The organism is Roseibium album, from assembly GCF_001404515.1.
In the GTDB taxonomy this organism is placed as follows: domain Bacteria; phylum Pseudomonadota; class Alphaproteobacteria; order Rhizobiales; family Stappiaceae; genus Roseibium; species Roseibium album.
The window spans coordinates 278838-302427 of record NZ_CXWE01000004.1 but is presented as its reverse complement, the minus strand read 5'-3'; the positions used below and the strand labels follow the sequence as shown (position 1 = coordinate 302427).

At 56.9% G+C, this 23590-nt stretch carries 23 protein-coding genes; 10 read left to right on the top strand and 13 right to left on the bottom strand.

The features are described from left to right. Window positions 1–39: 39 nt before the first annotated feature. Entirely contained in the window at window positions 40–2154 is a 2115-nt protein-coding gene (locus tag LA5095_RS14680) for a PBP1A family penicillin-binding protein (protein WP_082442454.1), read from the bottom strand. A gap of 299 nt (window positions 2155–2453) precedes the next feature. Here LA5095_RS14680 and LA5095_RS14675 point away from each other — a divergent pair, with 299 nt between their 5' ends. Then, window positions 2454–2939, top strand: a complete 486-nt coding sequence (locus LA5095_RS14675; RefSeq protein WP_055116158.1) for a YcgN family cysteine cluster protein — start codon at window positions 2454–2456, stop codon at window positions 2937–2939. A gap of 11 nt (window positions 2940–2950) precedes the next feature. Here LA5095_RS14675 and LA5095_RS14670 read toward each other — a convergent pair whose 3' ends face one another. Next, a complete protein-coding gene (locus tag LA5095_RS14670; RefSeq protein ID WP_055116156.1) occupies window positions 2951–3568 on the bottom strand; it encodes a TetR/AcrR family transcriptional regulator in 618 nt (205 codons plus the stop codon). A 119-nt stretch (window positions 3569–3687) separates the two neighbouring features. On the opposite strand from LA5095_RS14670, the gene LA5095_RS14665 reads away from it, so the two are divergent. Continuing rightward, window positions 3688–4269 (top strand): NAD(P)H-dependent oxidoreductase, encoded by a 582-nt coding sequence (locus LA5095_RS14665; RefSeq protein ID WP_055116154.1) that lies wholly within the window; start codon window positions 3688–3690, stop codon window positions 4267–4269. Window positions 4270–4278: 9 nt separating this feature from the next. Here the strand turns inward: LA5095_RS14665 and LA5095_RS14660 are convergent, their stop codons facing one another. The 4 genes from LA5095_RS14660 to LA5095_RS14645 all read right to left on the bottom strand — a co-directional run bounded on the left by LA5095_RS14660 (window position 4279) and on the right by LA5095_RS14645 (window position 8014). Beyond that, complete coding sequence (locus tag LA5095_RS14660; protein ID WP_055116153.1) at window positions 4279–5763, bottom strand: MltF family protein; 1485 nt, start codon at window positions 5761–5763, stop codon at window positions 4279–4281. A 97-nt stretch (window positions 5764–5860) separates the two neighbouring features. Continuing rightward, window positions 5861–6376, bottom strand: coding sequence for a DUF3833 family protein (locus tag LA5095_RS14655; protein ID WP_055116151.1), 516 nt, complete (start codon window positions 6374–6376; stop codon window positions 5861–5863). A 64-nt stretch (window positions 6377–6440) separates the two neighbouring features. Then, complete coding sequence (locus LA5095_RS14650) at window positions 6441–7445, bottom strand: P1 family peptidase (RefSeq protein ID WP_055116148.1); 1005 nt, start codon at window positions 7443–7445, stop codon at window positions 6441–6443. 50 nt (window positions 7446–7495) lie between these two features. Further along, window positions 7496–8014: a flavin reductase gene (locus LA5095_RS14645; RefSeq protein ID WP_029061613.1), complete on the bottom strand. Its 519-nt coding sequence runs from the start codon at window positions 8012–8014 to the stop codon at window positions 7496–7498. Window positions 8015–8228: 214 nt separating this feature from the next. Between LA5095_RS14645 and LA5095_RS14640 the strand changes: the two genes are divergently transcribed. After that, entirely contained in the window at window positions 8229–9332 is a 1104-nt protein-coding gene (locus LA5095_RS14640) for a branched-chain amino acid ABC transporter substrate-binding protein (RefSeq protein WP_055116884.1), read from the top strand. Window positions 9333–9421: 89 nt separating this feature from the next. Here the strand turns inward: LA5095_RS14640 and LA5095_RS14635 are convergent, their stop codons facing one another. Further along, entirely contained in the window at window positions 9422–10036 is a 615-nt protein-coding gene (locus LA5095_RS14635; RefSeq protein WP_055116882.1) for a YceI family protein, read from the bottom strand. 321 nt (window positions 10037–10357) lie between these two features. Here LA5095_RS14635 and LA5095_RS14630 point away from each other — a divergent pair, with 321 nt between their 5' ends. The 3 genes from LA5095_RS14630 (at window position 10358) to LA5095_RS14620 (ending at window position 12095) form a co-directional block, all read left to right on the top strand. After that, entirely contained in the window at window positions 10358–10879 is a 522-nt protein-coding gene (locus tag LA5095_RS14630) for a L,D-transpeptidase (RefSeq protein ID WP_055116146.1), read from the top strand. A gap of 265 nt (window positions 10880–11144) precedes the next feature. Then, the gene (locus LA5095_RS14625; protein ID WP_235808758.1) at window positions 11145–11759 is read left to right on the top strand and encodes a protein-methionine-sulfoxide reductase heme-binding subunit MsrQ; all 615 of its coding nucleotides are present in this window, start codon (window positions 11145–11147) and stop codon (window positions 11757–11759) included. Between the two features lie 30 nt (window positions 11760–11789). Then, window positions 11790–12095: a PepSY domain-containing protein gene (locus tag LA5095_RS14620; RefSeq protein WP_055116144.1), complete on the top strand. Its 306-nt coding sequence runs from the start codon at window positions 11790–11792 to the stop codon at window positions 12093–12095. 7 nt (window positions 12096–12102) lie between these two features. On the opposite strand, the gene LA5095_RS14615 is transcribed toward LA5095_RS14620, so the two are convergent. Together LA5095_RS14615 and LA5095_RS14610 are read right to left on the bottom strand one after the other, a co-directional pair. Then, window positions 12103–13338, bottom strand: coding sequence for a vWA domain-containing protein (locus LA5095_RS14615; RefSeq protein WP_055116142.1), 1236 nt, complete (start codon window positions 13336–13338; stop codon window positions 12103–12105). 131 nt (window positions 13339–13469) lie between these two features. After that, window positions 13470–14408 carry an AAA family ATPase gene (locus LA5095_RS14610; protein WP_055116140.1) on the bottom strand — a complete coding sequence of 313 codons (939 nt, stop codon included), beginning with the start codon at window positions 14406–14408 and terminating at the stop codon, window positions 13470–13472. Between the two features lie 165 nt (window positions 14409–14573). On the opposite strand from LA5095_RS14610, the gene LA5095_RS14605 reads away from it, so the two are divergent. Together LA5095_RS14605 and LA5095_RS14600 are read left to right on the top strand one after the other, a co-directional pair. After that, window positions 14574–14921: a c-type cytochrome gene (locus LA5095_RS14605; RefSeq protein ID WP_055116139.1), complete on the top strand. Its 348-nt coding sequence runs from the start codon at window positions 14574–14576 to the stop codon at window positions 14919–14921. A 147-nt stretch (window positions 14922–15068) separates the two neighbouring features. After that, window positions 15069–15341: an usg protein gene (locus LA5095_RS14600; RefSeq protein ID WP_055116878.1), complete on the top strand. Its 273-nt coding sequence runs from the start codon at window positions 15069–15071 to the stop codon at window positions 15339–15341. A gap of 12 nt (window positions 15342–15353) precedes the next feature. On the opposite strand, the gene LA5095_RS14595 is transcribed toward LA5095_RS14600, so the two are convergent. Together LA5095_RS14595 and LA5095_RS14590 are read right to left on the bottom strand one after the other, a co-directional pair. Continuing rightward, complete coding sequence (locus LA5095_RS14595) at window positions 15354–16154, bottom strand: tRNA1(Val) (adenine(37)-N6)-methyltransferase (protein ID WP_055116137.1); 801 nt, start codon at window positions 16152–16154, stop codon at window positions 15354–15356. Between the two features lies 1 nt (window position 16155). Then, entirely contained in the window at window positions 16156–16392 is a 237-nt protein-coding gene (locus LA5095_RS14590) for a putative signal transducing protein (protein WP_029061622.1), read from the bottom strand. 176 nt (window positions 16393–16568) lie between these two features. On the opposite strand from LA5095_RS14590, the gene LA5095_RS14585 reads away from it, so the two are divergent. Continuing rightward, window positions 16569–17585, top strand: coding sequence for a polyprenyl synthetase family protein (locus LA5095_RS14585; RefSeq protein WP_055116135.1), 1017 nt, complete (start codon window positions 16569–16571; stop codon window positions 17583–17585). A 341-nt stretch (window positions 17586–17926) separates the two neighbouring features. On the opposite strand, the gene LA5095_RS14580 is transcribed toward LA5095_RS14585, so the two are convergent. Both LA5095_RS14580 and LA5095_RS14575 read right to left on the bottom strand, forming a co-directional pair. Beyond that, window positions 17927–18805: a 4-(cytidine 5'-diphospho)-2-C-methyl-D-erythritol kinase gene (locus LA5095_RS14580; protein ID WP_055116876.1), complete on the bottom strand. Its 879-nt coding sequence runs from the start codon at window positions 18803–18805 to the stop codon at window positions 17927–17929. A gap of 13 nt (window positions 18806–18818) precedes the next feature. Next, window positions 18819–20603, bottom strand: coding sequence for a tetratricopeptide repeat protein (locus tag LA5095_RS14575; RefSeq protein WP_055116874.1), 1785 nt, complete (start codon window positions 20601–20603; stop codon window positions 18819–18821). Window positions 20604–20882: 279 nt separating this feature from the next. Here LA5095_RS14575 and ppdK point away from each other — a divergent pair, with 279 nt between their 5' ends. Beyond that, a complete protein-coding gene (gene ppdK, locus LA5095_RS14570) occupies window positions 20883–23555 on the top strand; it encodes a pyruvate, phosphate dikinase (protein ID WP_055116133.1) in 2673 nt (890 codons plus the stop codon). Window positions 23556–23590: the final 35 nt, after the last annotated feature.

The following is a 23590-nucleotide window of genomic DNA, read 5'->3' as shown; positions in this document are numbered from 1 at the left end:
CGCCGAAATGTGTTTCCTGAGAGGGCAAAGTGGTGCCGTTCATCGGGCGGCCGCGAAATCGGTTGGGGCCGGTTCGCCGCTATCAGCCCTGGCGTTTTCCTTTTCGATCAATTGCCTCAGCTCCCGACCGATGCGAAGAAGCAGTCCCTGCGTGCGCCGCTTCAAGACACGTGGTTGCGAGAAAACAGTTGTCGATTCCGCCTGTTTTGCCGCAGATGGCCGGGACAGGCGAGGGAGAGTTTCTGGATCGACGCCCGGCATCTTGGCAAGCTCGATCCCGTTGTGAGCGTAGTTCATGTAGAGCTGCCAGGTCATTGCCGGAAGGCTTCCACCTGTCACCCGTCTGGTGGAGGTAAAGTCATCGTTTCCGACCCACACGGCTGTCGAGAAATTTCCGGTGTAGCCAACAAACCATGCGTCCCGATAGGCGTTGGTCGTTCCTGTCTTTCCAGCCGCGACCACGCCGTCAATCCGTGCACGCCTGGCCGTTCCTGCCTCGACGACATTTACGAGGATGCTGTTCATCATGTGAACCTGTTCTTCCGGCAACACTCTCTTGGGCTCGAAAGCTTCATCCCGTTCCCGCCGGTAGAGCAGTTTTCCGTCGCTGTTGCGCACTTCCAGAATGGCGTAGGCCGGTGCGGCATAACCACCGTTTGCGAATGTCGAATAGGCGGAGGCCATGTCGATCGCCGTGACTTCCGATGAACCGATCGGCAGGGAAATGGAGTTTTCCAGCTCATGGGTCAAGCCCATCGCATAGGCGGTTTCGATGATCTTGTCGCGGCCGAAATCGAGCGATAGCCGCACGGGTATCGTGTTTATGGATTTTGTCAGCGCCGTCCGCAGGCTTACGGGGCCGCGATAGCTGCGCGTGTAGTTCTTCGGAGACCAGTTGCCGATCCAGACGGGACGGTCGGGGACGATGCTTTCTGGCGTGTAGCCATTGAGAAAAGCAGTCATATAGACAAACGGCTTGAAAGAGGAGCCGGGCTGGCGAAGCGCGTTGACGGCCCGGTTGAACTGGCTTTGCCCGTAAGAGCGGCCTCCGACCATGGCCACGACCGCACCGTCCGGTATCATCGAGACCAGGGCCGCTTCGCCCGCATCACGCAACTTGCCGTTTTCGCGCAAGATTGTTTCAACCGCGAGATCTGCCTGCCGCTGGAGGGCCGGATCGAGTGTCGTGCGCACGGTCACGATCCTGTCGCGCGCCAGAGCCGGATGCCTCCTGGCGAGTTTCTTGACTTCTTCCAGTCCCCAGTCGAGGAAGTATTCAGGCAGTTGATCCTGGGAGCGGTCAACCGCGAGCGCCGGATTGCGACGTGCACCGATGACCTGACCTTCTGTCAGCAATTCCGCCTGCACCATGTTCGTGAGCACTTCGTTGGCCCGTGCGCGTGCTGCCGGCAGATTGATATGCGGTGCAAATTTTGTAGGCGCCTTGTAAAGCCCGGCCAGCATGGCGCTTTCTGCCAGTGTCAGTTCACGGACATTCTTGTTGAAATAGAATTCGGACGCCGCAGTTACACCGAAGACGCCGCCGCCCATGTAGGCCCTGTCGAGATAAAGCTTCAGAATTTCCTGCTTGGTGAGATTGGCCTCCAGCCAGAGGGCAAGGTAAGCCTCCTTGATTTTGCGGCTCAGACTGCGCTCGTTGGTCAGAAAGAGGTTTTTCGCGAGCTGCTGTGTCAGGGTTGAACCGCCCTGGACGACACCGCCGGCCCTGGCGTTTTCGACCATGGCCCGGAATGTGCCGACGCCGTCGATGCCGAAATGGTTGAAAAAACGCCGATCTTCAGTTGCGAGCGTCGCCTTGATGAGTGAATCGGGAATTTCCTCTAGCGGAACGCTGTCGTTCAGCACGATGCCTCTTCGCCCGATTTCCTTGCCGAACCGGTCCTGGAACGTGACTGCAAAGTCGTCTGTCGTCTTCCAGTCGGCATAGCGGGTCGCTTCAAAGGCCGGTTGGGCAAAAGCGAGGACAATGATGAAACCACCAAGGCCGAAAGTCAGACCGTCGGATGAAAGCTCGGCAAGCCCTCGCCATATTCCTTTTGCGCGAAACCGGCGCAAAAAGGCATCGTAGCCTTCAAACAACCGGCGAAGGGCAGACCCGCTTTTCCACAGCGCGGTATCCACAAAGGCGTCCATCGACAGAAAGAAACGCCGGATCCTGTGCGTCTTGTGCGGCGCGCCATTGTTGGCGGTTTTATTTGAATGCTGTTCTTGTGCCACGCGAACAGGATCTCCGGATCAGGTGCAATACAATCAAACTAGCTCTTTTTGAGCGGCGTGAAAACCGGTCTCCAGGGGCATCAACAACTGCTCCCAGATTATTGATCCCGTTGGCAGAAGCGAGGGCGCGCATCGTGGTCACATGGATCCGTGTTGCCGTGCCGGTCTTTGCGTGATAGGCGCAACAGGCCAACCCCACTCATCCAGGCAGGCCCATGACCATTGTGTCCAACAATAATGAAGAAACTGCACCGTTCTGGAAAACGAAATCGCTGGACGACATGTCGACCAGGGAGTGGGAATCTCTTTGCGACGGATGCGCACGCTGTTGCCTGAACAAGCTGGAAGACTGGGACACCGGCGAGATCGTCTGGACCAATGTCGCCTGCACCCTTCTGGACGGTGACAGCTGCCGCTGCGTCGACTACGAAAACAGGGCAGCGACCGTGCCGGATTGCATTCAGCTGACACCGGGAGAAGTGAGAACGCTGACCTGGCTGCCGCCAACCTGTGCCTATCGACTGGTCCGTGAAGGACTGGATCTATACTGGTGGCACCCCCTAGTTTCCGGTGAAAGCGACACTGTGCATCAGGCCGGCATTTCCGTGCGAGGAAAAACCGTCCCGGAGGACGGTATGGAACTTGACCAATATGAATATCATGTCGTGACGTGGCCCGGTGAACTTCCCGGTGGGGATTGATAACCCGTTCTTCAGCCTGTCAGCAGAAAAGCCTCAACATGCCGGCGCAGTCTGGCTTCAAGTTCCGAACGATCCGTCATCTGATGACTTTTCAGCAGGATTGCACCATGGATCATGAAGGCAATTAAGCCGTCCACCATTTCTTCCGGGGTCCTGTCCTTGCGCAGTGCCGGTGAAAGGGCTTCCGAGCCTTGCCATTTTTCGAGGAAAGTAGCCAGTTCGGCATCGAGGGCATCCAGCGTCTCAACGAATTCAACCGCGCAATTCGGCTTGGTCACTCCGATATTGTCCAGGAACAGACGCAGGATCGTGGGACTGTCCGTGATCACCGAAATCAACGCCATCATTCGCTGGAGGAGCAAACCGACCGGATCCGAAAGGTCGAGTTGCTGACTGGCGTCTGTTTCCGGTCCCGTCCGCAGGGCCTCGAGCCTGTCCCGCAGCACATATGACAACAAACCGTCCATATCGCCGAAATGGGAAAAAACGGTTCCTTTGGCGACACCTGCTTGTGTGGCAACAGCCTCGGCGGTCACCAGTTCCAGGCCATGCCTATCGCTCAATTCCCTTGCAGCCTGAAGTACTCGGGCACGGGTGGCGATGCTGCGTTGCTGGGGTTTGCGTGTCATGTGACCTCATAAAAATGACCACGGTCAAATAATTCTTGACCTTGGAGCATAATAGTGTCAAAAAATGACCGTGGTCAATTTTTATGTAGGCAAAAGCCATTCAACAAGAGAGTGAGAAGATGACACGCATACTGGTTCTCGACGGACATCCTGCGAACGGATCCTTCTGCAGTGCTCTGGCGGAAGAATATTCGCGGGAAGCCGGAACAAAGGGACATGAGGTTCGTGTCCGGCACCTGTCAAAGCTGGACTTCAATCCCGACTATGGCACATCGGATTTCGACCAAGGCCCGCAACTGGAGCCTGACCTGCAGGCATTTTGGGAAGACATCACATGGTGCGAGCACATCGTGATCGTTCACCCCCTCTGGTGGGGCGGGCACCCCGCCAAGCTGAAGGGACTGTTTGACCGGGTGCTGCTTTCTGGAAAGGCGTTCAAGTATGTGAAAGGCAAAACCATTCCGGAAAAGCTCCTCAAGGGACGCTCGGCCGAGGTACTTGTCACGGCCGATACCCCCGGATGGATCTTCAAGTGGATATACGGCGCCGGTATCAGGAAACAGACCGAAAAGCAGATCCTGGCTTTTTGCGGTTTCAAGCCAAAGGGTTATCACGTGTTCTCGCCGATCCATGGATCGAACGATGCAGAGCGGACAAAAATGCTGTCCCGCGCTGGCCATCTCGGCCGCAGGGCCGCCTGACCGGCCGGACTATTTCGTTGCCGTCGCTTTCTCCGCGGCGGCACCGGCCTCCTGGTGCTTCCTTATGTTGTGGAACACGACATAATACTGATAGATATTGCCAACATACTCGATCGGCTGCCGGCCAATTTTGGCGGCGACAATCCATTCCACATTGCCAAACCATTTATCAGGGTCATAACCCTGTTTTTCTGCCTGTTTGCGCAACTTTTCAAAGCGACTGGGTCCTGCGTTGTAAGCTGCAAGCGCAAAAAAGATCTGGTCGGCCTGGTCGCCGGCAAGGTCAGCAAAATACTGGTCTGCAATGTGACGCAGGTATTTCACGCCTGCATGGACGTTCTTGTCGGTATCTGCCGCAATCCCCCTGATGTTGATGGGATCTCCTTCTGCGGTTGAAGGCTTGATCTGCATGAGACCGACCGCACCGGCCCGGCTGTGGGCCTTGGGATCGAATCTGGATTCCTGGAAACTCTGCGCCGCGATCAACAGCCAGTCGAATTTGTATTCTTCTCCGTATCTCTCGAACAATTCGGTGAATTTCTCCAGATCGGCTTGGTAGCTCTTGTCACGCATGTTCCTGAGGTAGTCGGCTTCCTGGAGATACTTCTTGAAAATCAGATTGCCGAGCAGGGTCCCTTTCTTCACCGTCGCAGCAAATCCGTTGATTTCTGCAAGAAGCGCGGGAGCATCGCTTCGAATTGCAATTGCAATTTCACCATCCGTGCGTATCGCAGCCTTGGGGTGCAGCTTGAGACCCTCCAGAACTTCCAGCCACAGCTCCGCCTTGTGTTGGTCGACGATCGTCATCGGAACCGTTCCTGCGGCGACCATTTCCAGAATATCTTCATCTTCAAAACGGTCGTCCGCGAGCGCGATTTGCATGGTCTTTGTACCATCGCGGGCCCATTTCCGGTTCAGGGCTTCTAGACTTTGATAGTAGGAAGCCGACTTTCGGACATATATCTTGCGCCCGGAAAGATCTTTAGGTGCGGTTAGTTCTGGCTCGCTGTCGAGTGTTACCGGAACTTCGTGGACGTCTTTCAGAAGCGGTGTTGAAAAACTGACCAGTTTCCGGCGCTCCTCGGTAATCGTCAGGTTGCCGACTGCCATGTCGCCTCGGCCATCGGCAAGATTTGAGAAGAGTTTTTCGCGTGGCGTCGGGATCAACACGATTTCGAAGTCTGCAACTTTCTTGCCGTGCAATTCATCTAGGTGCTTCCCGAGTTCCGTCATCAGGTCAACGGAACTGCCCCTTTGAACACCCTTGTCGATGAAAAAACCCGTTTTCGAAAACGGAATGAGGACCCGAAGGTAGCCGCGTTCGAGAATTGCTTCGAAGTCGCCGTTGAACCGTTCGGTCAATGTTGCCTCGAGCGATTCAGCCAGTTGTGTGTCGTCAGCGAAAGCGCTTGCATTCACAAGGATGGCCGGCAATATGAACAGAAGTGCAAGTATATTCTGTGCGCCTGCCGCGATAGTTCTTGTAAAAATCATTGCCTGAAAACCCCGAAAACAAAAAATGCTTTGGGATGTTATGCGGGCTACCCGCTTTCTTTCAAGTGTGAATGTAGAGGGCTTTGTTTCCGTAGAGTTATTTTTTGAAAGTCAGGTCGACAGTGCCGATCGTAAACCCTGCCTTCATGACCCTGGCGGTGTTCCGCACCGTTCTCCGGTCAATTTGTGTCAGTGTGTCGTCGAATTTCAGAAGAAGCGGGCCATTTTCCGTTTCCAGTTCCGCGACATAGGAAAATCTTAGCGCGCCGTTCCCGTCGGTTCTCACATTTGACGGGGCAATCACGTCGGCGCGTTGACCGATGTAGCGTCCGTTGGCTACCTTTTGAAAGAACCAGGTCTTGGTATCTCTTTCGCCATCCTCGTAAACAAAGTCCTCGCGAAGACGAAGTGTGAACGTGCGCGCATTCCATGTGCCCTTGAGGTAAACAGTGAAGGGACGATAGACACCAGCGATCTTGCTTTCAAAAACGCCCTTTCCAACCGTCTTGCCGCGAAAGAATTCCTCGAGCACAAGCTGCCCCGCCAGAGCGGGTGATGCTGTCGATGCAAGCAGGAGAAGGGAACAAACGAGAGCATTTCGCAACGATGTCATCTAAGCAGGACCTTTGATCATTCGACCTGCGCAGAATACGTTGCTTTCCTTCGATCGGATTTATTCAGGTGTCGAATTTCTGATGCCAGGTGGGCACGGGATCGCCTTCAGCGGGGGAGGCGTTGTAGATCCCCCTGGCGATTGCACGCGCCAGACAGGATGCGGCAGCGGCACCGAGCCGGACCATGTCTTCCAATCCGCTCTCCAGCCCGCGTTGACCTGTGGAAAGCGCAAACACCAGATCACCATCCAGCGGAGTATGAGCAGGCCACAAAGCCCGGGCCAGTCCGTCATGAGCCATGACGGCAAGCCGTTTCGCTTCGCCCTTGGTCAGAACGGCATCGGTTGCGACTGCCGCTATCGTCGTGTTTGCACCCGCTTTCAGCGCATCCAGCTTGGTGCGCACCTCAACTGCGTCCTGCGGGAACGGGTTTGCAAGTCCGCGGCCGCCGAATTCTCCGCCGACTTCAAAGGGAGCGGCCCAGAAATGAGCACTGTCGCCTATTGTGGCGCGGCCGAGCGCGTTGACCGCCACGATCGCTCCGACAGTGACACCGTTGTCGAGAACCTGTGAGGCGGATCCCAAGCCGCCCTTGAGATTGGCAGTGGTTGCGCCAGTTCCCGCACCGATTGATCCGAGAGCGAAATCATATGACATTGCGTCGAGCGCGGAGCGACCCAGGTCGCGATAGGGCGCTGCCTGGCCCCAGCTCTTGTCGCCGCCATTCAGCAGGTCGAACAAGATGGCTGTCGGCACGATGGGCACACGGACCGGTCCAACGGCAAAACCGTATCCCAACTCCGCCAGTCGTCCCTGAACGCCGGCGCCTGCGTCAAGACCGAAGGCGGATCCGCCTGCCAATACGATGGCATCGATTTTCTCGACCGTCTGCTCGGGTTCGAGCAACGCGATTTCTCGCGTTCCAGGGGCTCCGCCATGAATGGCAACGGAGGCTACGGCTGGTTCCTCTGGTACGAGAACGGTCGCCCCGGACTTAAGCTCCGTGTCGGTCGCGTTGCCGACCTTCAGGCCTGGGACGTCAGTGATGAGATTGCGGGCACCTGGCATGAAGAATTGTTCCGGGAGTGAGAGGCAAGCGCAGTTTGGGCCGTCGCCGGTCAGGTGTCGAGGCTTTTGTAGCCGCGGCGAACATAAAGCAGCGATTTGCCCGGATCGGTCATGCGCAGGTCGACTACCGTACCGACAATGATCGAATGCGTTCCCATTTCGGAAACCGAGTAGATATCGCAATCGACACTGAGCCTTGCACTGTCCAGCGCCGGACAGCCGGTCGCCAGATTGGTCCATTCGCCCTTTACAAAGCGATCCGGTATCTCCAGATCGAACCGGCCGGCAAAGGTATCCGAGATTTCCTGATGATCGTGGGTCAGGGTGTTCAGGCAGAAACAGCGGTTCTTCAGAACGGCACTGTGCATCCGGGTCTGCCTGTTGAGGCAGATCAGAATGCTTGCCGGATCGTCACTTACCGAGCAGGCTGCGGAAACAGTTGCACCTTGCCGTCCGCCGGGGCCGTCCGTCGTTACCACGTGGACCGCGGCCGCGATGCGGCTCATGGCTTCCCGAAAGCTCGTTGTGTCGAGTGGCAGCCGGCTTGGTTCCGGGTCTTGCGTTGGCATAGGTTCTGCTCCCAAGGCAGGCTGCGGCTGAATCAGCTGGTTCTGAGTGTGTTGCCGGAGTTTAATCAGCCGGTCCTGCCGTGCCTAGGAAAAACCGGCGGATAGTTATGCGTGACACGTCTTTACCTTCACCTGACGTGTCTACCGTGGATTGAGATTTCCGACGTCCGGCGGTAGGGATGGATATGTGGTATTCAACGTCCTGGAGATCCGGATGACATTTCGTCAATTTGCGACCGGCGCACTTTTTCTTGCCGGTAGTGTTTATTCGGGCTCGGCATACCCTGATATCCCGATTGCAATTGCCGGTCCGATGGATGGACAATTCCGCGATCTTGGTGCGCAGATGCGGGCCGGCGCCGAACAGGCGGTGGCGGACATCAATGCCTCCGGCGGTGTCAATGGCGAACCGCTCGTCCTTGAAATCGCGGATGACGGCTGCGATGCCGACAAGGCTGTCGCAGTTGCCAATCAGCTCATCGGCAGGGGTGTCGTCTTCGTTGCCGGGCATTTCTGCTTCAATGCGTCCATCCCTGCCAGCGAAGTCTATGCGGATGCGGGGATCGTCCAGATTTCGCCAGCAACCACGTTGCCGAAGTTTACAGACGAACGTCCCGGACCAGGTGTTTTCCGACTGGCGCCGAGGGACGATCAGCAAGCAGACGTTGCCGGGCGTTTTCTTGTCGACAATTTTGGTGATGCCCGGATTGCTATCCTTCATGACAAGACTGCCTACGGCAAGGGACTGAGCGATGCGGTGAAAGCCACGATCAACAATCTCGGCAAATCCGAGAGCATTTCGCTCGGTTTCGATGCAGGGGAAGATGACTACCGTTATCTCGTTTCGCAACTTGGTCTGGAAAATGTCGGTGTGGTTTATCTCGGCGGCTACCATCCGGAAGCCGGGCTGATCAAGCTGGAGATGGTTCGGCAGGCACTGGATGCCGTGCTGGTGTCCGGAGATGCGCTAATGGCGGACGAATTTATCGCGGTTGCCGGTGCCGCTGGAAACGGTACCCTGCTGACCTATCCGGTTGACCCGCGCGATTTTCCCGGGACGACTGCCGTCGTTGCAACTCTTGAAGAGGCCGGCAAACCGGCGGACCGCTATGCGCTGACGACATATGCCGCTGTCCAGGCGTGGGCCCAGGCGGCAAACAGGGCAGGGGAAACGGGCATGGATGCGATCGCGGAAACACTTTCCAACGACGTTTTCGACACGATCCTCGGAGAGGTGCGATTTGACGAGAGAGGCGACAGCAACACACCTGGTTTTGTGATTTACGAATGGCGAGACGGCGCGCCCAGGGTACGGTGACACAAATCGGTCCTGCATTGAACACGTCGAACAAAGAGCGCGCAGCCCCGGGCTTGCGCGCTCTTTGTTCGGGAAGCGTGTGAAACTCGTCAGCCGCGGCGTCCCGTGCCCTTGATCTTCAGGTTCACCTTGTCGGCATAAATCGGCAAACCGGCTTCCATACCGTAAAAGCTGCGGAAAAAACCGCCGGAGACCTCGAAACCGACACGGCCGTTGCCTTTGGTTCCGGTGATCGTGACCTCAAGTTTGGTGCGTTTCGTCTTGCCTCGCAGGGACAGGACACCTTCCACTTCCGCCGAGTTTTTCCCGGTAATACGGATCCGGGTGCTCTGGAAACTGGCGACCGGATATTTTGCAACATTGAACATGGCCGAACTTTTCAGGAAGCCCGTCACCTTGTCGTTGTTGGTCTGAACGCTTGACAGGTCGATGGTGACATTGACACGGCTTTTTTCCGGCCTGTTCTGATCAAGGATCATCTTGCCGGACACTTTCTTGAAGGCGCCCTTCACTGAACGTCCACCAAGAACACGCACGGTAAACCCTGTGTCGATATTGGCCGGTGAGAGCGTGTAGGTTCCCGAAATCGGGCCCGCGCCGGCCGGTTGCATCGGAGCAACGAGCGCAACAACGAATGCGAGAACAGTCAAAATTCCGGGAAGACGGCCCGCAAGAATGGTGTTTGAGGAGCGAATGGACGACATTTCTTGGTTCCTTTCAAGGATCACAGGGCAATCTGGCGTTTGGAAGCTCCGACGTCGGGCTCTTCAAGTCCTTGCTTCCTCGGCCATTGACCTTGCGAATTTCGGCATTCCAGGCGCTGATGCCCAGTGACGTCCGTCACAAGCAATGCCCTGACCACCTTTCGTCTACGTTGCGTTCGAACACCTGGTTTGCGGATGTCGGGTGATTGAACGGCACGTGAACACGGAGTTCCGCGTTAACCCTTCGGTAAGAAAATAGCGGCTCCGCAGTTCTTTCAAGGGACCGAACGCGATAAATTCCCGGAAAACCCGGGAAGTGTCATGCGTCTATTCTCTTGTTGCCGGCTTGCAGTGTTGCTTGTGCTGTTGGTTTCGTTGAACGGCTTTCATCCGTCCGCGGCCGCCGCCGAACTTGTCGGATTTTCCGACAACAGGTTCAGGCCAGGCACGATCGTCATCAGAAATTCCGAAAAACGCCTCTACCTCGTGTTGCGTGGCAAGCGTGCAATCCGTTATCGGGTCGCTGTCGGCAAACCCCGCAAGGCATGGACAGGACAGGCGCTCATCACCGCGAAATACATCGAGCCGGACTGGTCGCCGTCCCCTGAAGTGCGCCGTGACTTTCCGCATCTGCCCGACGTGATCCGGGGCGGCGCACACAACAATCCGATGGGTGCTGCTGCGATGACCCTGTCAAACGGGAACTACGCCATTCATGGAACCAACAGACCCGGGTCGATAGGCCGGGCGGTTTCCTATGGCTGCATCCGCATGGCAAACAACGATATTGAGGACTTGTTTCAAAGAGTGGGCGTCAGAACACCGGTGGTCGCGCTGCCTTGAGCTTGACCAGGCTGTCGCAGGGACAGCTTGCCGCATTTAGTTTCGAAAGTTTGAAACTATCTTGAAGCTGGGCCCTTTCCGGCCCACAGAATGACCTCGCCGGTTTCAGTGCCCCAACGCGAAACCGGTGGGGTCTTTTGCCTTGAAAACCCCTCCGTTACATCTTGCGACAAACTCACCATCGATCCGGCACATCTCTGCGACAGTTGTGCGGTAAAGTTTCGCTGAATCCCAGTTTGGGTTTTTGAACTTGCGGAGCAGGGCAGTGATTTTCAAAACCGTACTGAATTCAAGGATTTTCCTTTGGACGCTGCTGGCGATCCCGTCCATTCCGATGATCCTGGCGCTTGCCAACGGGGCAGTTTCCGAGGACGGGCGCCCGGCGACCGAATTTCTATTGCATCCAACCGGCGAGTTCGCGGCGCGATTCATGATCATTTCGATGATCATTTCTCCGTTCCGTCTGATGTTTCCAAAAAACGGTTTCTGGTTCTGGATGGTTCGCCGCAGACGCTATTTCGGCGTCGGGGCTTTTGCCTATGCGGCCTTTCATACCGTTTTATATCTCATCGACATGGGATCATTGCAGGCCGTCCTTGGCGAATTCCTGGCGTTCGGCATCTGGACCGGCTGGCTGGCCTTTTTCATTTTTGTCCCAATGGCAGTGACATCAAACGACGCTTCCGTGCGCAGGCTTGGCCGGTTCTGGAAACCGTTGCAGCGCTTTGGTTACCTGGCTGCCATGGCGACGCTTCTTCACTGGATGTTCGTGCACAATGAATTCGGCCCGGCCCTTGTGCACTTCGTGCCGCTGGCGCTGCTGGAAACCTACCGGATCAGCCGGGTCTTCGGTTCGGGTTCAACTGCAGCCCCTGCCTGAGATGCATTTCCAATTTGAAAGGACGAAGTCATGAACCTCACGTTTCACACGGCCACTTCACTGCTGACCTGCATCTTCACATTTCCTGCGTGCGCAACCGGGATGTTCGAGTGCGAGGCGACGGAAAAGTCGGCCTGGCTCACGGAGACACAAGTCACCGAGAAACTGACGTCCGACGGCTGGCAGGTTCGCAGGATGAAAGAGGACGGCGGCTGCTGGGAAGTCTATGGAACCACTCCGGAAGGACAGCGGGTCGAGGTCTATGTGCATCCCGTGTCGGGTGAAGTCCTGCTGATCAACCAGCGCGGCACAATTCTCTATCGAAAAGAGAGCTGAAACCGGGTCAAAGCCACTTCTTCGGCTCCAATCTTGTTGAGATGTTCCGGTTGCCGGCGAGAGCCTCGGCGAGATCGGCAACCGCATCGAGGGAATGAGCTGCACGAAACTCGTCGACATGCGGCAGCATTGCCCGGATACCCTTGGCCTTGGCTTCAAAGCCCTCGAAACGAAGCAGGGGATTGAGCCAGACAAGGTGCCGGCATGACCTGTGCAGGCGGTCCATTTCCCGTTCCAGATCCTCATCCGTGTCCCGCTCGAGACCGTCGGTGATCAGCAGAACAGTAGGCTTGCCGGACAGAACCCTGCGCGACCAGTGTTTGTTGAAATCATGCAGCGCCGAAGCTATTCGGGTGCCGCCCGACCAGTCTTCCACGCCTTCAGAACATGCCTCCAGCGCTTCATCCGGGTCTTTCATGCGCAACTGCCGGGTGACATTGGTCAATCGCGTGCCAAACAGGAATGTATGTACATCGCGCCGTTCCGCGGTCATGCCATGCAAAAAGTGCAGAAGCAGGCGGGAATACTGGCTCATGGATCCGGAAATGTCGCAAAGCGCAACAAGCGGCGGGCGTTTTTCAGCCGGCTTGCGATGTTTGAGATCGATGATGGCACCACCCGCGCGCATGGAGGCTCGCAATGTTCGCCGGGGATCGATCCGTCCTTTCGGCGCAGAAGCAAGGCGCCGCAAGCGGATCTTGTCCATAGGCAAGGCCATTGAGCGCAGGGCGCGTTTTGCCGCTGCGACTTCCTCCGCCGTCATCTGGGCAAAGTCCTTGTTCTGCAACAATTCCTTGCCGGACACCGTGAATTTGGCATCGACCTCGACCTCGGGGACTGTTTCTTGCGCCACGCGATCCTTGGCAGCCTGAAAGGCCTGGGACACGCGGGTCTGGCCTGCTTTCGGTTTTTCCGGTGCGCCGCGTGGTGGTGCAACCGGAGAGAGGATGGCGAGCATCTTTTCGATCAGCCCGCGGCTTTGCCAATAAATCCGGAAAGCTTCGTCGAACAGGACGCGGTGCTCACGTTTGCGGACAAATACGGAATGCAGTGTCCAGTAAAGATCGTCACGGTTTTCAATGCCGGAGACCTCAACAGCACTGACCGCGTCCACGACCGACGCCGGACCAACCGGGACGCCGGCCTTGCGCAAGGTACGGGCGAAATAGACGATGTTGTCGGTTATGCGCGAACGCAGTTCAGCGGGAGCCTGCAAGTGAGCCTCCCCGTTGCCCCGGACCATTGCAAGGAGCCCAAACACCCGAGCCCCTCCGATATGGAACAGGAGGGCCTGACGGATGTCTGTTAGGAATTGCCGCCCCGTTGAAAGGGAACTCGGGGGAGGAGAGGATATGGTTCACAAAGGTCACAATCTCAGATCGCCGGCATTGATTGCACCTGAGGCACATCCTTGCGGATTTCATCGATCATGAGGCGGACCTTTGAACCTCGAACCCGCTCGATGTCATCCTGATACTTCAAAAGCACGCCGAGCGTATCGGATGCCATGTCCGGATCGAGCGCGATTTCATTGAGTTCGGAAAGGGCCGTCGCCCAGTCGAGCGTTTCGGCGACCCCCGGCTGCTTGAAGAGGTCTTCGTCCGCGCGCAGTTTCTGGACGAAAGCGACAACTTCATGCGCAAGACGCTCTGCCGCGCCCGGCACTTTTCTGCGGACGATCTCCAGTTCGCGTTCGGCGTCAGGATAATCGACCCAGTGGTAAAGGCAGCGGCGTTTGAGGGCATCATGAATTTCGCGCGTGCGGTTTGTCGTGATGATGACGATGGGCGGTTCGTCGGCTTTTACGGTGCCGAGTTCGGGGATCGAGACCTGACTGTCTGCAAGAACCTCCAGCAGGAAGGCTTCAAAGGCCTCGTCTGCGCGGTCGAGTTCATCAATCAGGAACACGGGTGCTCCGTTCAAGGAGGGCTCAAGTGCCTGGAGAACGGGCCGCTTGATGAGAAAGCGTTCGTCGAAGATTGATTTGGACAATTCCTGATGCTCGGTATCGCCAGCGGCTTCCGCGACACGGATTTCAACCATCTGTGCCGGGTAATTCCACTCGTAGACCGCAGACGCGATATCAAGGCCCTCGTAACACTGAAGGCGGATAAGGTCACGGCCGAGCGTGGTCGACAAAACCTTGGCGATTTCAGTCTTGCCGACACCGGCTTCGCCTTCGAGAAAAAGGGGGCGCTTCATCTTGAGGGCCAGGTGGAGGACAGTTGCAAGCGACCTGTCCGCGACATACCCCGCCTGATCCATGAGATGAAGCGTATCGTCGATGGATGCGGGAAGGGGAGTCTGGCTCATGGATCCTCCGGGGTGTTCTGATTTGTGGTCATTATATAGGAGCGACAACGAGAAGGTCAGCCCGGACCAAAGTAGACCAGACCCGGCACACCCGTGTTCCTCCTAATGGGCACACGCGTGCGAACCATCTATAAGGATTGAACGCGATTCAGGGGAGAGAAATCCGTGTCATACCGCAAGCTGTTTCTGGCAACCGCACTCGTCGTCGTGGTGAGCGGCGCTGCTCACGGCTCGGACGGGGCCTATCCTTCCGATCCTGTCAGCCTGGCAACGGGACTGGAACTTGCGGAAATTCACTGCGCGTCTTGTCACGCTGTCGCAATTGACGATACGAGTGCGCAAAATGGTGCCCCGGCTTTTCGTGACCTGTCAAAACGCTATCCGCTGGAAAGCCTCGAAGAACCCCTGGCGGAGGGTATCGTGACAGCTCACGACAACATGCCGGAATTCGCTTTCGCACCGGATGATATCGACGCATTCCTGGGGTACCTGACGTCAATCCAGGCCAGATAGATCCGAACAAAACGGTGGCGTAGACTTGTTAGCAGTATTGCACGAATGCTGCTAAAATGCTGTTTGTAAACAACTATTCGCAAAAAGTTGGTTTTGGTTAACTGAGTATCCGTGACACTCTTTCTTTGCAGCAAAGAAAGGATTGGCATGAAAACCAGCTCAGACTTTGAAAAACGCATTTTGGGATACGGGCTTCTTACAGCCGAGATTCTCTACAGAATGCCGGATCATCCGAAGTTCCTGCAAAGCTTTCTCTGGCAAACAGAGGACCTGGCGCCGCAGTTTCCCGAACTGACCAGGTTTCTGGATTTCTGGGAGAGGGAGATTGATGGGCGGATACATTCTGTTCGCGTCGCGCATCAGAATTTAATTGATCCCGTCGACTTCCGGTACGCAGAAGGTGAAATTCTGGTCCACTAGAAGGCGATGGATTTAGCGCGGTGTCAGGCCGAGGCCCTGGCCGCCGCGCATGATGTTTTTCGATTGAGAAGTGAAATCCGAACCTTCACTCTCATGCAGTACAAACCCGGGCAGGAGTTTCAGGGGAGCCTTGCTGGCGCGGATCGCACGGAGCACGATGCGTGTCGCCGGAGCGTCCGGACGCGGACGCAGCGGAATGACATCGATTGCGCCGAACCGGCCTTGAAGAACACTCAGAAGTTCATGAAGACCGTCCGCTCGAAAAATGACCGTAAGGCTTCCGCCTTCCCGGACGATGTCCGCCGCGGTCTTCACCCAGGGCTCAAGCCCGCGCTCGTCCAGCATGTGTGCGCCTGCTCGGCCCGATTTCGGTGACGCCCGGAACCTGTCGGCTTCGTAATAGGGGGGATTCATGATGGCGTGATCAGCCATCGATGGCAAAAGGCCGTTGGCGTGGCGAAGACTTCCCTTTGCAGTGAGATCAGCATGCAGCAAATCGATGCGATCCGCGAAATGGGTGTTTTCAGGGTCCTGAAGCGCTTTTTGAGCGAGAGATAAAACGGCCTCGTCGATCTCGACAAGAGTGACACTTATGTCCGGCAGGCGCGCAGCAGCACAAAATCCGGCAGTTCCGACACCAGAACCAAGATCGACAATTCGGCCCGTGGTTTCCACGGGCAAGGCAGCGGCCAGAAAAACAGCGTCCAATCCGGCGCGATGCCGGCCTTTTTTCGGCTGATAAACATAAACTCGTCCTCCAAGAAACGCATCATGCGTGACATCCCCGGAGGAGGGGTCCTGCACCTCCGTCATGTCAGGTATCGTCTCTTGCAGGTCGCAATTCGTGTTCCAGGCCAGCATCCCGAACAAGGTTGCGTGCCTTGTGGATCTGGTCCGCATCGACAAGAATCCGCCTTGGGATCATCGCCAGGGATCCTTCCATGATGCTCATATTGCCATCTGCGACAAAATGCTTGATGCCTGCCTCTTCGAGAATCGATTCCAGGAAGGAAATGAGGACCGGATCGTTTGTTCTGACAAGTTCTTCCATATGTTTTCCGGGCTTAGCGGCTAGAAGTGGGGCGCTTGCGATAAACGCCCTGCGGAACTGGTGTACAGCAAAAGCAGCTGTTTGTGGCATTTCAACAGTTTGTCATCGGACTGGCGTCTTGCCCCGGAAGCGTTCGCACCATATTGTCCGCACAAATATTCAGGGGAGTGCCATAAGTGGCCGTTGTCGCAACCTATTCTGACAGCCAGTCGCGCCGTCCAAACATACAATCGCTTGTGGACCTCGTGGCTCCGGGCATGGCCGATGTGAACGAGTTGATCCTCTCCAAGGCGGGCTCCAATGTTGAATTGATCCCGGAGATCGCCAAGCACCTGATCGCTTCTGGTGGCAAGCGGCTCCGCCCGATGCTGACGCTGGCCCTGGCCGATATCTTTGACTATCAGGGCAACGGCGATGTCACGCTGGCGGCGAGTGTCGAATTCATGCACACAGCGACATTGCTTCATGACGATGTCGTTGACGAGAGCGATATGCGCAGAGGCAAACTGGCGGCCCGCAAACTCTGGGGCAATCAGGCCAGCGTGCTGGTCGGCGACTATCTTCTCGGCCAGGCCTTCAAGATGATGGTCGATGTCGGCTCGCTTGAAGCGCTTCGGATCCTTTCAACTGCATCGGCGATCATTGCCGAAGGGGAAGTGCTCCAGCTCGGTGCGGCCAAGAACATTGCGACGACGGAAGCTGATTATCTGCGCGTCATTGAGGCCAAAACCGCCGCACTTTTCGCGGCGGCGGCAGAAGTCGGTCCGGTGATTGCGGGGCAGGATGACAGCATGAAACTGGCTGCACGTACCTATGGCATGGAGCTTGGATATGCTTTCCAGCTGGTGGACGACGCTCTTGATTATGGCGGATCCACGGCGGACCTTGGCAAGGATGTCGGCGATGATTTCCGTGAAGGCAAGATTACGCTTCCTGTCGTTCTGGCAGTCGCGCGCGGAACGGATGAAGACAGAGCTTTCTGGAAGCGCTGCCTGGAAGGCGACGACGTTGAAGACGGCGACCTGGAACAGGCAATCGATTTGCTGAAAAAACATGATGCCTTGAGTGACACGGTCGTCAGGGCACGCGACTATGGTGACAAGGCCTTGAAGGCACTCGAAGCATTGCCGCAGGGGCGTCACAACGAGGCACTGGCGGACGCCGTGGCGTTTTGTATCGCCCGCGTGAGCTAGAATACATCCTTATGAGTGTCGGATCGATTGACCGCGAAGATTTCGCCGATTGAAACAGCGAATGGTGATCCGCATTTCGGCTCACCGAGGGCGCCGGTCAACACAGGTAGCTGGTGAATTTCACCGGCGCCTCGGGAGCCTTGTAGCAGTTTCAGGCGACGTTCCATCCTACCTGGTGCATCGCATCGCGCTTGCGACGCGCCGAGCCGGGTCACAGCTTCCGACAACACATGGCCCCGATATTGCCGGGACGTGCACAAGATCCCAGTAAGACATGCGGCTGTCAAAGAGGCGGTACAATATCGCGCCCTGGCTTCTTGCTTGGCCGGGCATACGTGACCTCACGTCAAAGCGCCGGCTGCAATCCACCAATTCCCAAACGAGGCTCGAAGTGCGCGCTCAACCTCCAGTGCTTCTTCTTGTTCACAAAGGCCGAAACAGGTTGCGCCGGAACCTGACATGCGCGCCAGTTTGATGTGATCACTGCCTTCGAGGGCTGACAAGGTGCTGTCAATCTCGGGACAGAGGCTGATTGCCGGTTCCTGCAGGTCGTTGCGGCAGGTCGCCAGATAGCTGGCCAGATGATCCGGGCTTTCAAACACTTCAGGCATCAATGGCATTGCCGGATTGTCGCGCCTTGCCATTGATCTGAAAACGTCGGGTGTTGAGACTTCAACCTTTGGATTGACCAGTACAATGCCGCATTTGGGAAGTTGAGGCCCCTGCCGAATGACATCACCGATGCCAGTCATGATTTGCGGTTCCTGGTTCAAGCAGACTGGCACATCGGCCCCAAGCGAAAGGGCAAGTTCGTGCAAAGTGTCTTCGGCGAGATATTGGCCGGTAATGTCCTCCAGCAGCCGCAGCATCGTTGCGGCATTGCTTGATCCGCCCCCGATCCCCGAAGCAACAGGCAGTCGCTTGGTGAGATCAATGCGAAGTTTGGGCGCTGGAATCCCGCTGGATTTCGCAAACGCCGCGACGGCCTTCACGATCAGGTTTTCCTCCGCAGGACCGTCGAGATTTCTTGCAAACGGGCCGTTGATGATGAGCTCAAGTCTGTCGGCAGGTTCTGCGCACAGACGGTCGCCGATCTGCGGAAACGCGACTAGAGAATCGAGTAGATGATAGCCATCCGGACGTTGCCCGGTAACATGCAGCGTCAAGTTGACTTTCGCCCGCGCGAGTTCAACCCGGCGCTCCACCGATGTGTGTGTCACCTGCGTATTCCGTTCAGCCGCCGTTCTGGTCACTTTCGGCTTTTGCCGCATCCGTTCCGGGAACGTCAGTCATGCCATTGGCAATCTTGTCGAGGATCTTGGGAAGGTCCTTTTCCGCAGGACCGAGATCGCGGGCATGGTTCCATTGGAACCGGGCCTCGTTTCGACGGCCGACCATCCAGTACGCATCACCAAGATGGTCGTTGATGACAGGATCTGCCGGGCGGAGCTCGATGGCGCGCTCGAGTTCCTTGACAGCTTCCTCAAATCGGCCGAGCCGGTAGTAGACCCAACCCAGGCTATCGACGATATAGCCGTCGGTCGGGCGCATCTCCACGGCGGTCCGGATCATATCCAGCGCTTCATCCAGCTTCAGGCCCTGGTCGACAAGGGAATATCCGAGATAGTTCAGGACGAGTGGCTGGTTTTCGTTGAGTTCAAGAGCCTTGCGAAAATCTGCTTCTGCCTTGTCCCAGTCGCCGAGACGTTCACGGCTGATGCCGCGGAAGTAGAGCAGAAGCCAATGCTGGGCTTCAAACTCCGATATCGTATCGATGCCCTGGGAGTAGATGACTTCGGCTTCGTCATAGATTTCGTGCGAACGCAGAATATTGCCAAGCGCAACGACAGCCTCCAGATCTGACGGATCAATCTCGATCAGGGCCTCCAGGTGCTTCCTGGCTTCGTCGACTTGCTCCAGTGCGTTGTAGTTCAGACCGACCTGGATTTCCGCTTCGCGTTTCAGGACGCTATCGTCTGGGACCCGCATGAAGGCATCGATCGCGCGGGCAGGCTGGTCCATACGTTCAAAAACGCTTCCCAGTGCTATTGCGGCAAACTCTGCATTCGGGTCCAGATGCAATGCGAGTTGAAGATAGGACGTCGACAGCTCTTCTCCGCCATCACGCCCGATGACCGCGCCCAACCCGTAAAGGATTTCGGCCATGCCCTGGGCCGGGTCCGATACCATGGGCGGAATAATTTCACCGCTTTCCAGCACTTTTCTGGTCTGGGCGATTTTCGGATGACCCCTGAATTGCTGGTCGTATAGATCGAGTGCGGCGATGGCCTCTTTCTGTCGGCCGTTGGCGGCCAAGATGCGCGCGTAGGCGTCCACGACGCGGATCGCTGCCTGATCAAGTGCATAGGCACCCTCGATGGTTGCCAGCGCCTCCTGATTTCTGCCGGCTGCGAACTGCAGATGGGCCTTGTGGGTTGCCTTGAAAACGCCAAACCAGTCCGGGCCTTTCAGATCATCGATGATGGCCAGGGCTTCGTCGACTTTTCCGCTGCCATACAAAGACCAGGCCCGGGAAATCCCGATGGAAAGCTGCGCGAGCGGACCATTCCTGCCTCTTTCGAGCGCCTGATCCGCTTCGATGTAACTGCCGTCTGCAACGCGCTGACCACCGAGAGCAAGCTGCGCGAGAAAGTTTTCAAGACCCGCCTTTTCAAGCTCGGCGGCATAGTGAACGGCCTCTTCGACGTCACCATTGGCCAGCTTCAGCAGAAAGGTTCGCTCCAGAAGCATCGTGTTGGTCGGGTCGGCTGCGAGCGTTTCCTCGTAGAAAGCAGCGGCATGTCCATAGTCTTTCTGGAAACCTGCGAGCCGGCCTGAAAGATAACTGCCCGAAAGCGTATACGGCAAATTGGAGGGGGTTCCGAATGACTGCGTCTTCGAGTCGGTTTCAGCACCGGCCGCGAGAGGCGTCAGGGCGATGGCGCTTGCCAGCGCGAGGACCTTAAACCTGAAAATCTTGCGGTCCTTCAGGGAAGCGGCGCCAGCCAAATTTGTCATCATTCCTCGCACTTTTCGATCGATGGGCAGATTGGATCGTTGCTTATTACTCTTGAGAATGGCGTCTTTAAGGCTCTGCGGCAAGGCGACCCCGGAAACTTTCTGAGGGTTTAAATCCATTTGATTTTGCCCATCGTGGAAATTCTTGCGAGTTAAATCGAAACAAATCGGCAATCCGCCAAAAAGGGCTTGAAGACATTTCTTTGCCGTAGCAGTTATGTGCGGTGCAAAAATTGGCGGAACCGGAGCGTCTCCGGTGCCTTGCGAGGAGAATTTCAAATGGCCAAATGGGTCTACAGTTTCGGCAATGGTGTGGCAGAGGGTGCAGCGGAGATGCGCAACCTTCTCGGTGGGAAGGGCGCCAACCTTGCTGAAATGAGCAGCCTGGGCCTGCCGGTGCCTCCCGGTTTCACAATTACGACAGAAGTCTGCACCTGGTATTACGAACACGGGAAAACCTATCCGGAAGCTCTCCGCGCGCAGGTCGTCGAAGCGCTTGAAAAGATCGGTTCGAACACAGGACGCAAATTTGGAGATCCCGAGCGCCCGCTTCTTGTTTCCGTGCGGTCGGGAGCAAGGGTCTCGATGCCGGGCATGATGGACACGGTCCTTAATCTCGGGCTGAACGACCGGACTGTCGAGGCGATAGCCAGAGAAGCCGGCGATCGCAGGTTTGCCTATGACAGCTACCGCCGTTTCATTCAGATGTATTCGGATGTGGTTCTGGGGCTCGACCATCACGAGTTTGAGGAGATCCTTGAGGAATACAAGGAACGCAACGAACTTGCGCTTGACACCGAGATCGATGCCGACGCCTGGCTTGGGATCATTGAAAAGTTCAAGGCACTGGTTGAAGAAGAACTGGAAAAGCCGTTTCCGCAGGATCCGCAGGAGCAGCTTTGGGGCGCAATCGGCGCTGTCTTCAGCTCATGGATGGTGCCGCGAGCTGTAACCTACAGACGCCTTCACGACATTCCGGGCAACTGGGGCACTGCGGTCAACGTTCAGGCCATGGTGTTTGGCAACATGGGTGAAAGTTCGGCGACGGGCGTCGCATTCACGCGCAATCCGTCAACCGGTGAAAACGCTCTTTACGGCGAATTCCTGGTCAATGCGCAAGGGGAAGATGTGGTTGCCGGTATCCGCACACCGCAGGACATCACCGAAAAGGCGCGCATCGAGGCGGGGTCCTCCAGTCCTTCGCTCGAAGCGCTGATGCCGGCGGCCTTCGCGGAATTCAAAACCTACTGCTCAAAGCTCGAAGCACACTACAAGGACATGCAGGATCTGGAATTCACCATCGAAAAGGGAAAGCTCTGGATGCTGCAGACACGTGCGGGAAAGCGCACGGCCAAGGCAGCACTCAGGATTGCCGTGGATCTGGTGGAAGAAGGTGTTCTGGGTGAAGAAGAGGCAATAGGCCGGGTCGAACCCGGCGCACTTGACCAGCTTTTGCACCCGACGATCGATCCCGATGCCGAGCGTGACGTGATCACGACCGGACTGCCGGCGTCTCCCGGTGCGGCTTCCGGTGCGATCGTGTTTACGTCCGATGAAGCGGAAAAAGCAAAGGCGGAAGGGCGCAAGACGATCCTGGTCAGGGTCGAAACCAGTCCGGAAGACATTCACGGCATGCATGCGGCCGAAGGCATCCTGACAAGCCGCGGCGGCATGACCAGTCATGCGGCGGTGGTTGCGCGCGGAATGGGGAAGCCCTGCGTGGCAGGCGCGGGAATGTTGCGGGTCGACTACCGCAATGGTGTGATTAACGCTGCCGGGCGGCAGTTGAAGGAAGGCGACGTGATTACCGTGGACGGGGCGACCGGTCAGGTCCTGTCCGGTGAAGTGAGCATGCTGCAACCGACGCTTTCGGGCGATTTCGGCACGCTGATGGGATGGGCGGACAATGTCCGGCGGATGAAAGTCAGGACCAACGCCGAGACCCCGCAGGACGCCAAGGTTGCGCGTGAATTCGGCGCCGAGGGGATCGGGCTCTGCCGCACGGAACACATGTTTTTTGAAGGCGAGCGGATAATTGCAGTCCGTGAGATGATCCTTGCCGAGTCAGAGGAGGGCCGCAGGGCAGCGCTTGCGAAACTGCTGCCGATGCAGCGCCAGGATTTCACGGACCTCTTTGAAATCATGCATGGTCTGCCGGTCACCATCCGCTTGCTGGATCCACCTTTGCACGAGTTCCTGCCGAAGTCGGAAGAAGAACTCGGTGACGTCGCCAACGCGATGGGCGCCGATCCGGAACGGCTGCGTGACAGGGCGCTAGCGCTTGAGGAATTCAATCCGATGCTTGGACATCGCGGCTGCCGTCTCCTGGTTTCCTATCCGGAAATTGCGGAAATGCAGGCCCGGGCCATCTTCGAAGCAGCGGTCGAGGCCGCCAAGACAACCGGAGCGCCTGTCGTTCCGGAAATCATGGTGCCGCTGGTCGGTCTCAAGGGAGAGCTTGATCACGTCCGCAAAAGCATCGAGGCGATGGCAGAGGCGGTCGCCGAGGAAACCGGCAGGGAGCTCACCTATCAGATCGGCACCATGGTCGAACTGCCGCGTGCCGCGCTCAAAGCCGCTGAGATTGCGGAATCGGCGGAATTCTTCTCCTTTGGCACGAACGACCTGACCCAAACCACATTTGGTATCTCGCGCGATGATGCCGCCTCGTTTCTGGGTACCTATCAAACCCGGGGCATACTGGAGCAGGACCCGTTCGTGTCCCTGGACCCGGACGGGGTCGGTGAGTTGATCAAGATCGGTGTGGAACGTGGGCGCTCGACGCGCGCGGATATCAAACTCGGCATTTGTGGAGAACACGGCGGGGATCCGGCGTCGATTTCATTCTGCGAGAGTGTTGGACTGGATTATGTGTCCTGTTCACCTTTCCGGGTTCCGATCGCACGTCTCGCAGCGGCCCAGTCAGCCTTGAAACACAGGCGGGACGGCTGATCACCTTGCGCAGCACCGAAATCTCGGCCAGGGGA

Excerpts from the sequence above, each read along its gene's own strand:
- LA5095_RS14680 (WP_082442454.1), bottom strand. The coding sequence starts at position 2,154 with ATGGACGCCTTTGTGGATACCGCGCTGTGGAAAAGCGGGTCTGCCCTT.
- LA5095_RS14675 (WP_055116158.1), top strand. The coding sequence starts at position 2,454 with ATGACCATTGTGTCCAACAATAATGAAGAAACTGCACCGTTCTGGAAA.
- LA5095_RS14670 (WP_055116156.1), bottom strand. The coding sequence starts at position 3,568 with ATGACACGCAAACCCCAGCAACGCAGCATCGCCACCCGTGCCCGAGTA.
- LA5095_RS14665 (WP_055116154.1), top strand. The coding sequence starts at position 3,688 with ATGACACGCATACTGGTTCTCGACGGACATCCTGCGAACGGATCCTTC.
- LA5095_RS14660 (WP_055116153.1), bottom strand. The coding sequence starts at position 5,763 with ATGATTTTTACAAGAACTATCGCGGCAGGCGCACAGAATATACTTGCA.
- LA5095_RS14655 (WP_055116151.1), bottom strand. The coding sequence starts at position 6,376 with ATGACATCGTTGCGAAATGCTCTCGTTTGTTCCCTTCTCCTGCTTGCA.
- LA5095_RS14650 (WP_055116148.1), bottom strand. The coding sequence starts at position 7,445 with ATGCCAGGTGCCCGCAATCTCATCACTGACGTCCCAGGCCTGAAGGTC.
- LA5095_RS14645 (WP_029061613.1), bottom strand. The coding sequence starts at position 8,014 with ATGCCAACGCAAGACCCGGAACCAAGCCGGCTGCCACTCGACACAACG.
- LA5095_RS14640 (WP_055116884.1), top strand. The coding sequence starts at position 8,229 with ATGACATTTCGTCAATTTGCGACCGGCGCACTTTTTCTTGCCGGTAGT.
- LA5095_RS14635 (WP_055116882.1), bottom strand. The coding sequence starts at position 10,036 with ATGTCGTCCATTCGCTCCTCAAACACCATTCTTGCGGGCCGTCTTCCC.
- LA5095_RS14630 (WP_055116146.1), top strand. The coding sequence starts at position 10,358 with ATGCGTCTATTCTCTTGTTGCCGGCTTGCAGTGTTGCTTGTGCTGTTG.
- LA5095_RS14620 (WP_055116144.1), top strand. The coding sequence starts at position 11,790 with ATGAACCTCACGTTTCACACGGCCACTTCACTGCTGACCTGCATCTTC.
- LA5095_RS14615 (WP_055116142.1), bottom strand. The coding sequence starts at position 13,338 with ATGGTCCGGGGCAACGGGGAGGCTCACTTGCAGGCTCCCGCTGAACTG.
- LA5095_RS14610 (WP_055116140.1), bottom strand. The coding sequence starts at position 14,408 with ATGAGCCAGACTCCCCTTCCCGCATCCATCGACGATACGCTTCATCTC.
- LA5095_RS14600 (WP_055116878.1), top strand. The coding sequence starts at position 15,069 with ATGAAAACCAGCTCAGACTTTGAAAAACGCATTTTGGGATACGGGCTT.
- LA5095_RS14595 (WP_055116137.1), bottom strand. The coding sequence starts at position 16,154 with ATGACGGAGGTGCAGGACCCCTCCTCCGGGGATGTCACGCATGATGCG.
- LA5095_RS14590 (WP_029061622.1), bottom strand. The coding sequence starts at position 16,392 with ATGGAAGAACTTGTCAGAACAAACGATCCGGTCCTCATTTCCTTCCTG.
- LA5095_RS14575 (WP_055116874.1), bottom strand. The coding sequence starts at position 20,603 with ATGACAAATTTGGCTGGCGCCGCTTCCCTGAAGGACCGCAAGATTTTC.
- ppdK (WP_055116133.1), top strand. The coding sequence starts at position 20,883 with ATGGCCAAATGGGTCTACAGTTTCGGCAATGGTGTGGCAGAGGGTGCA.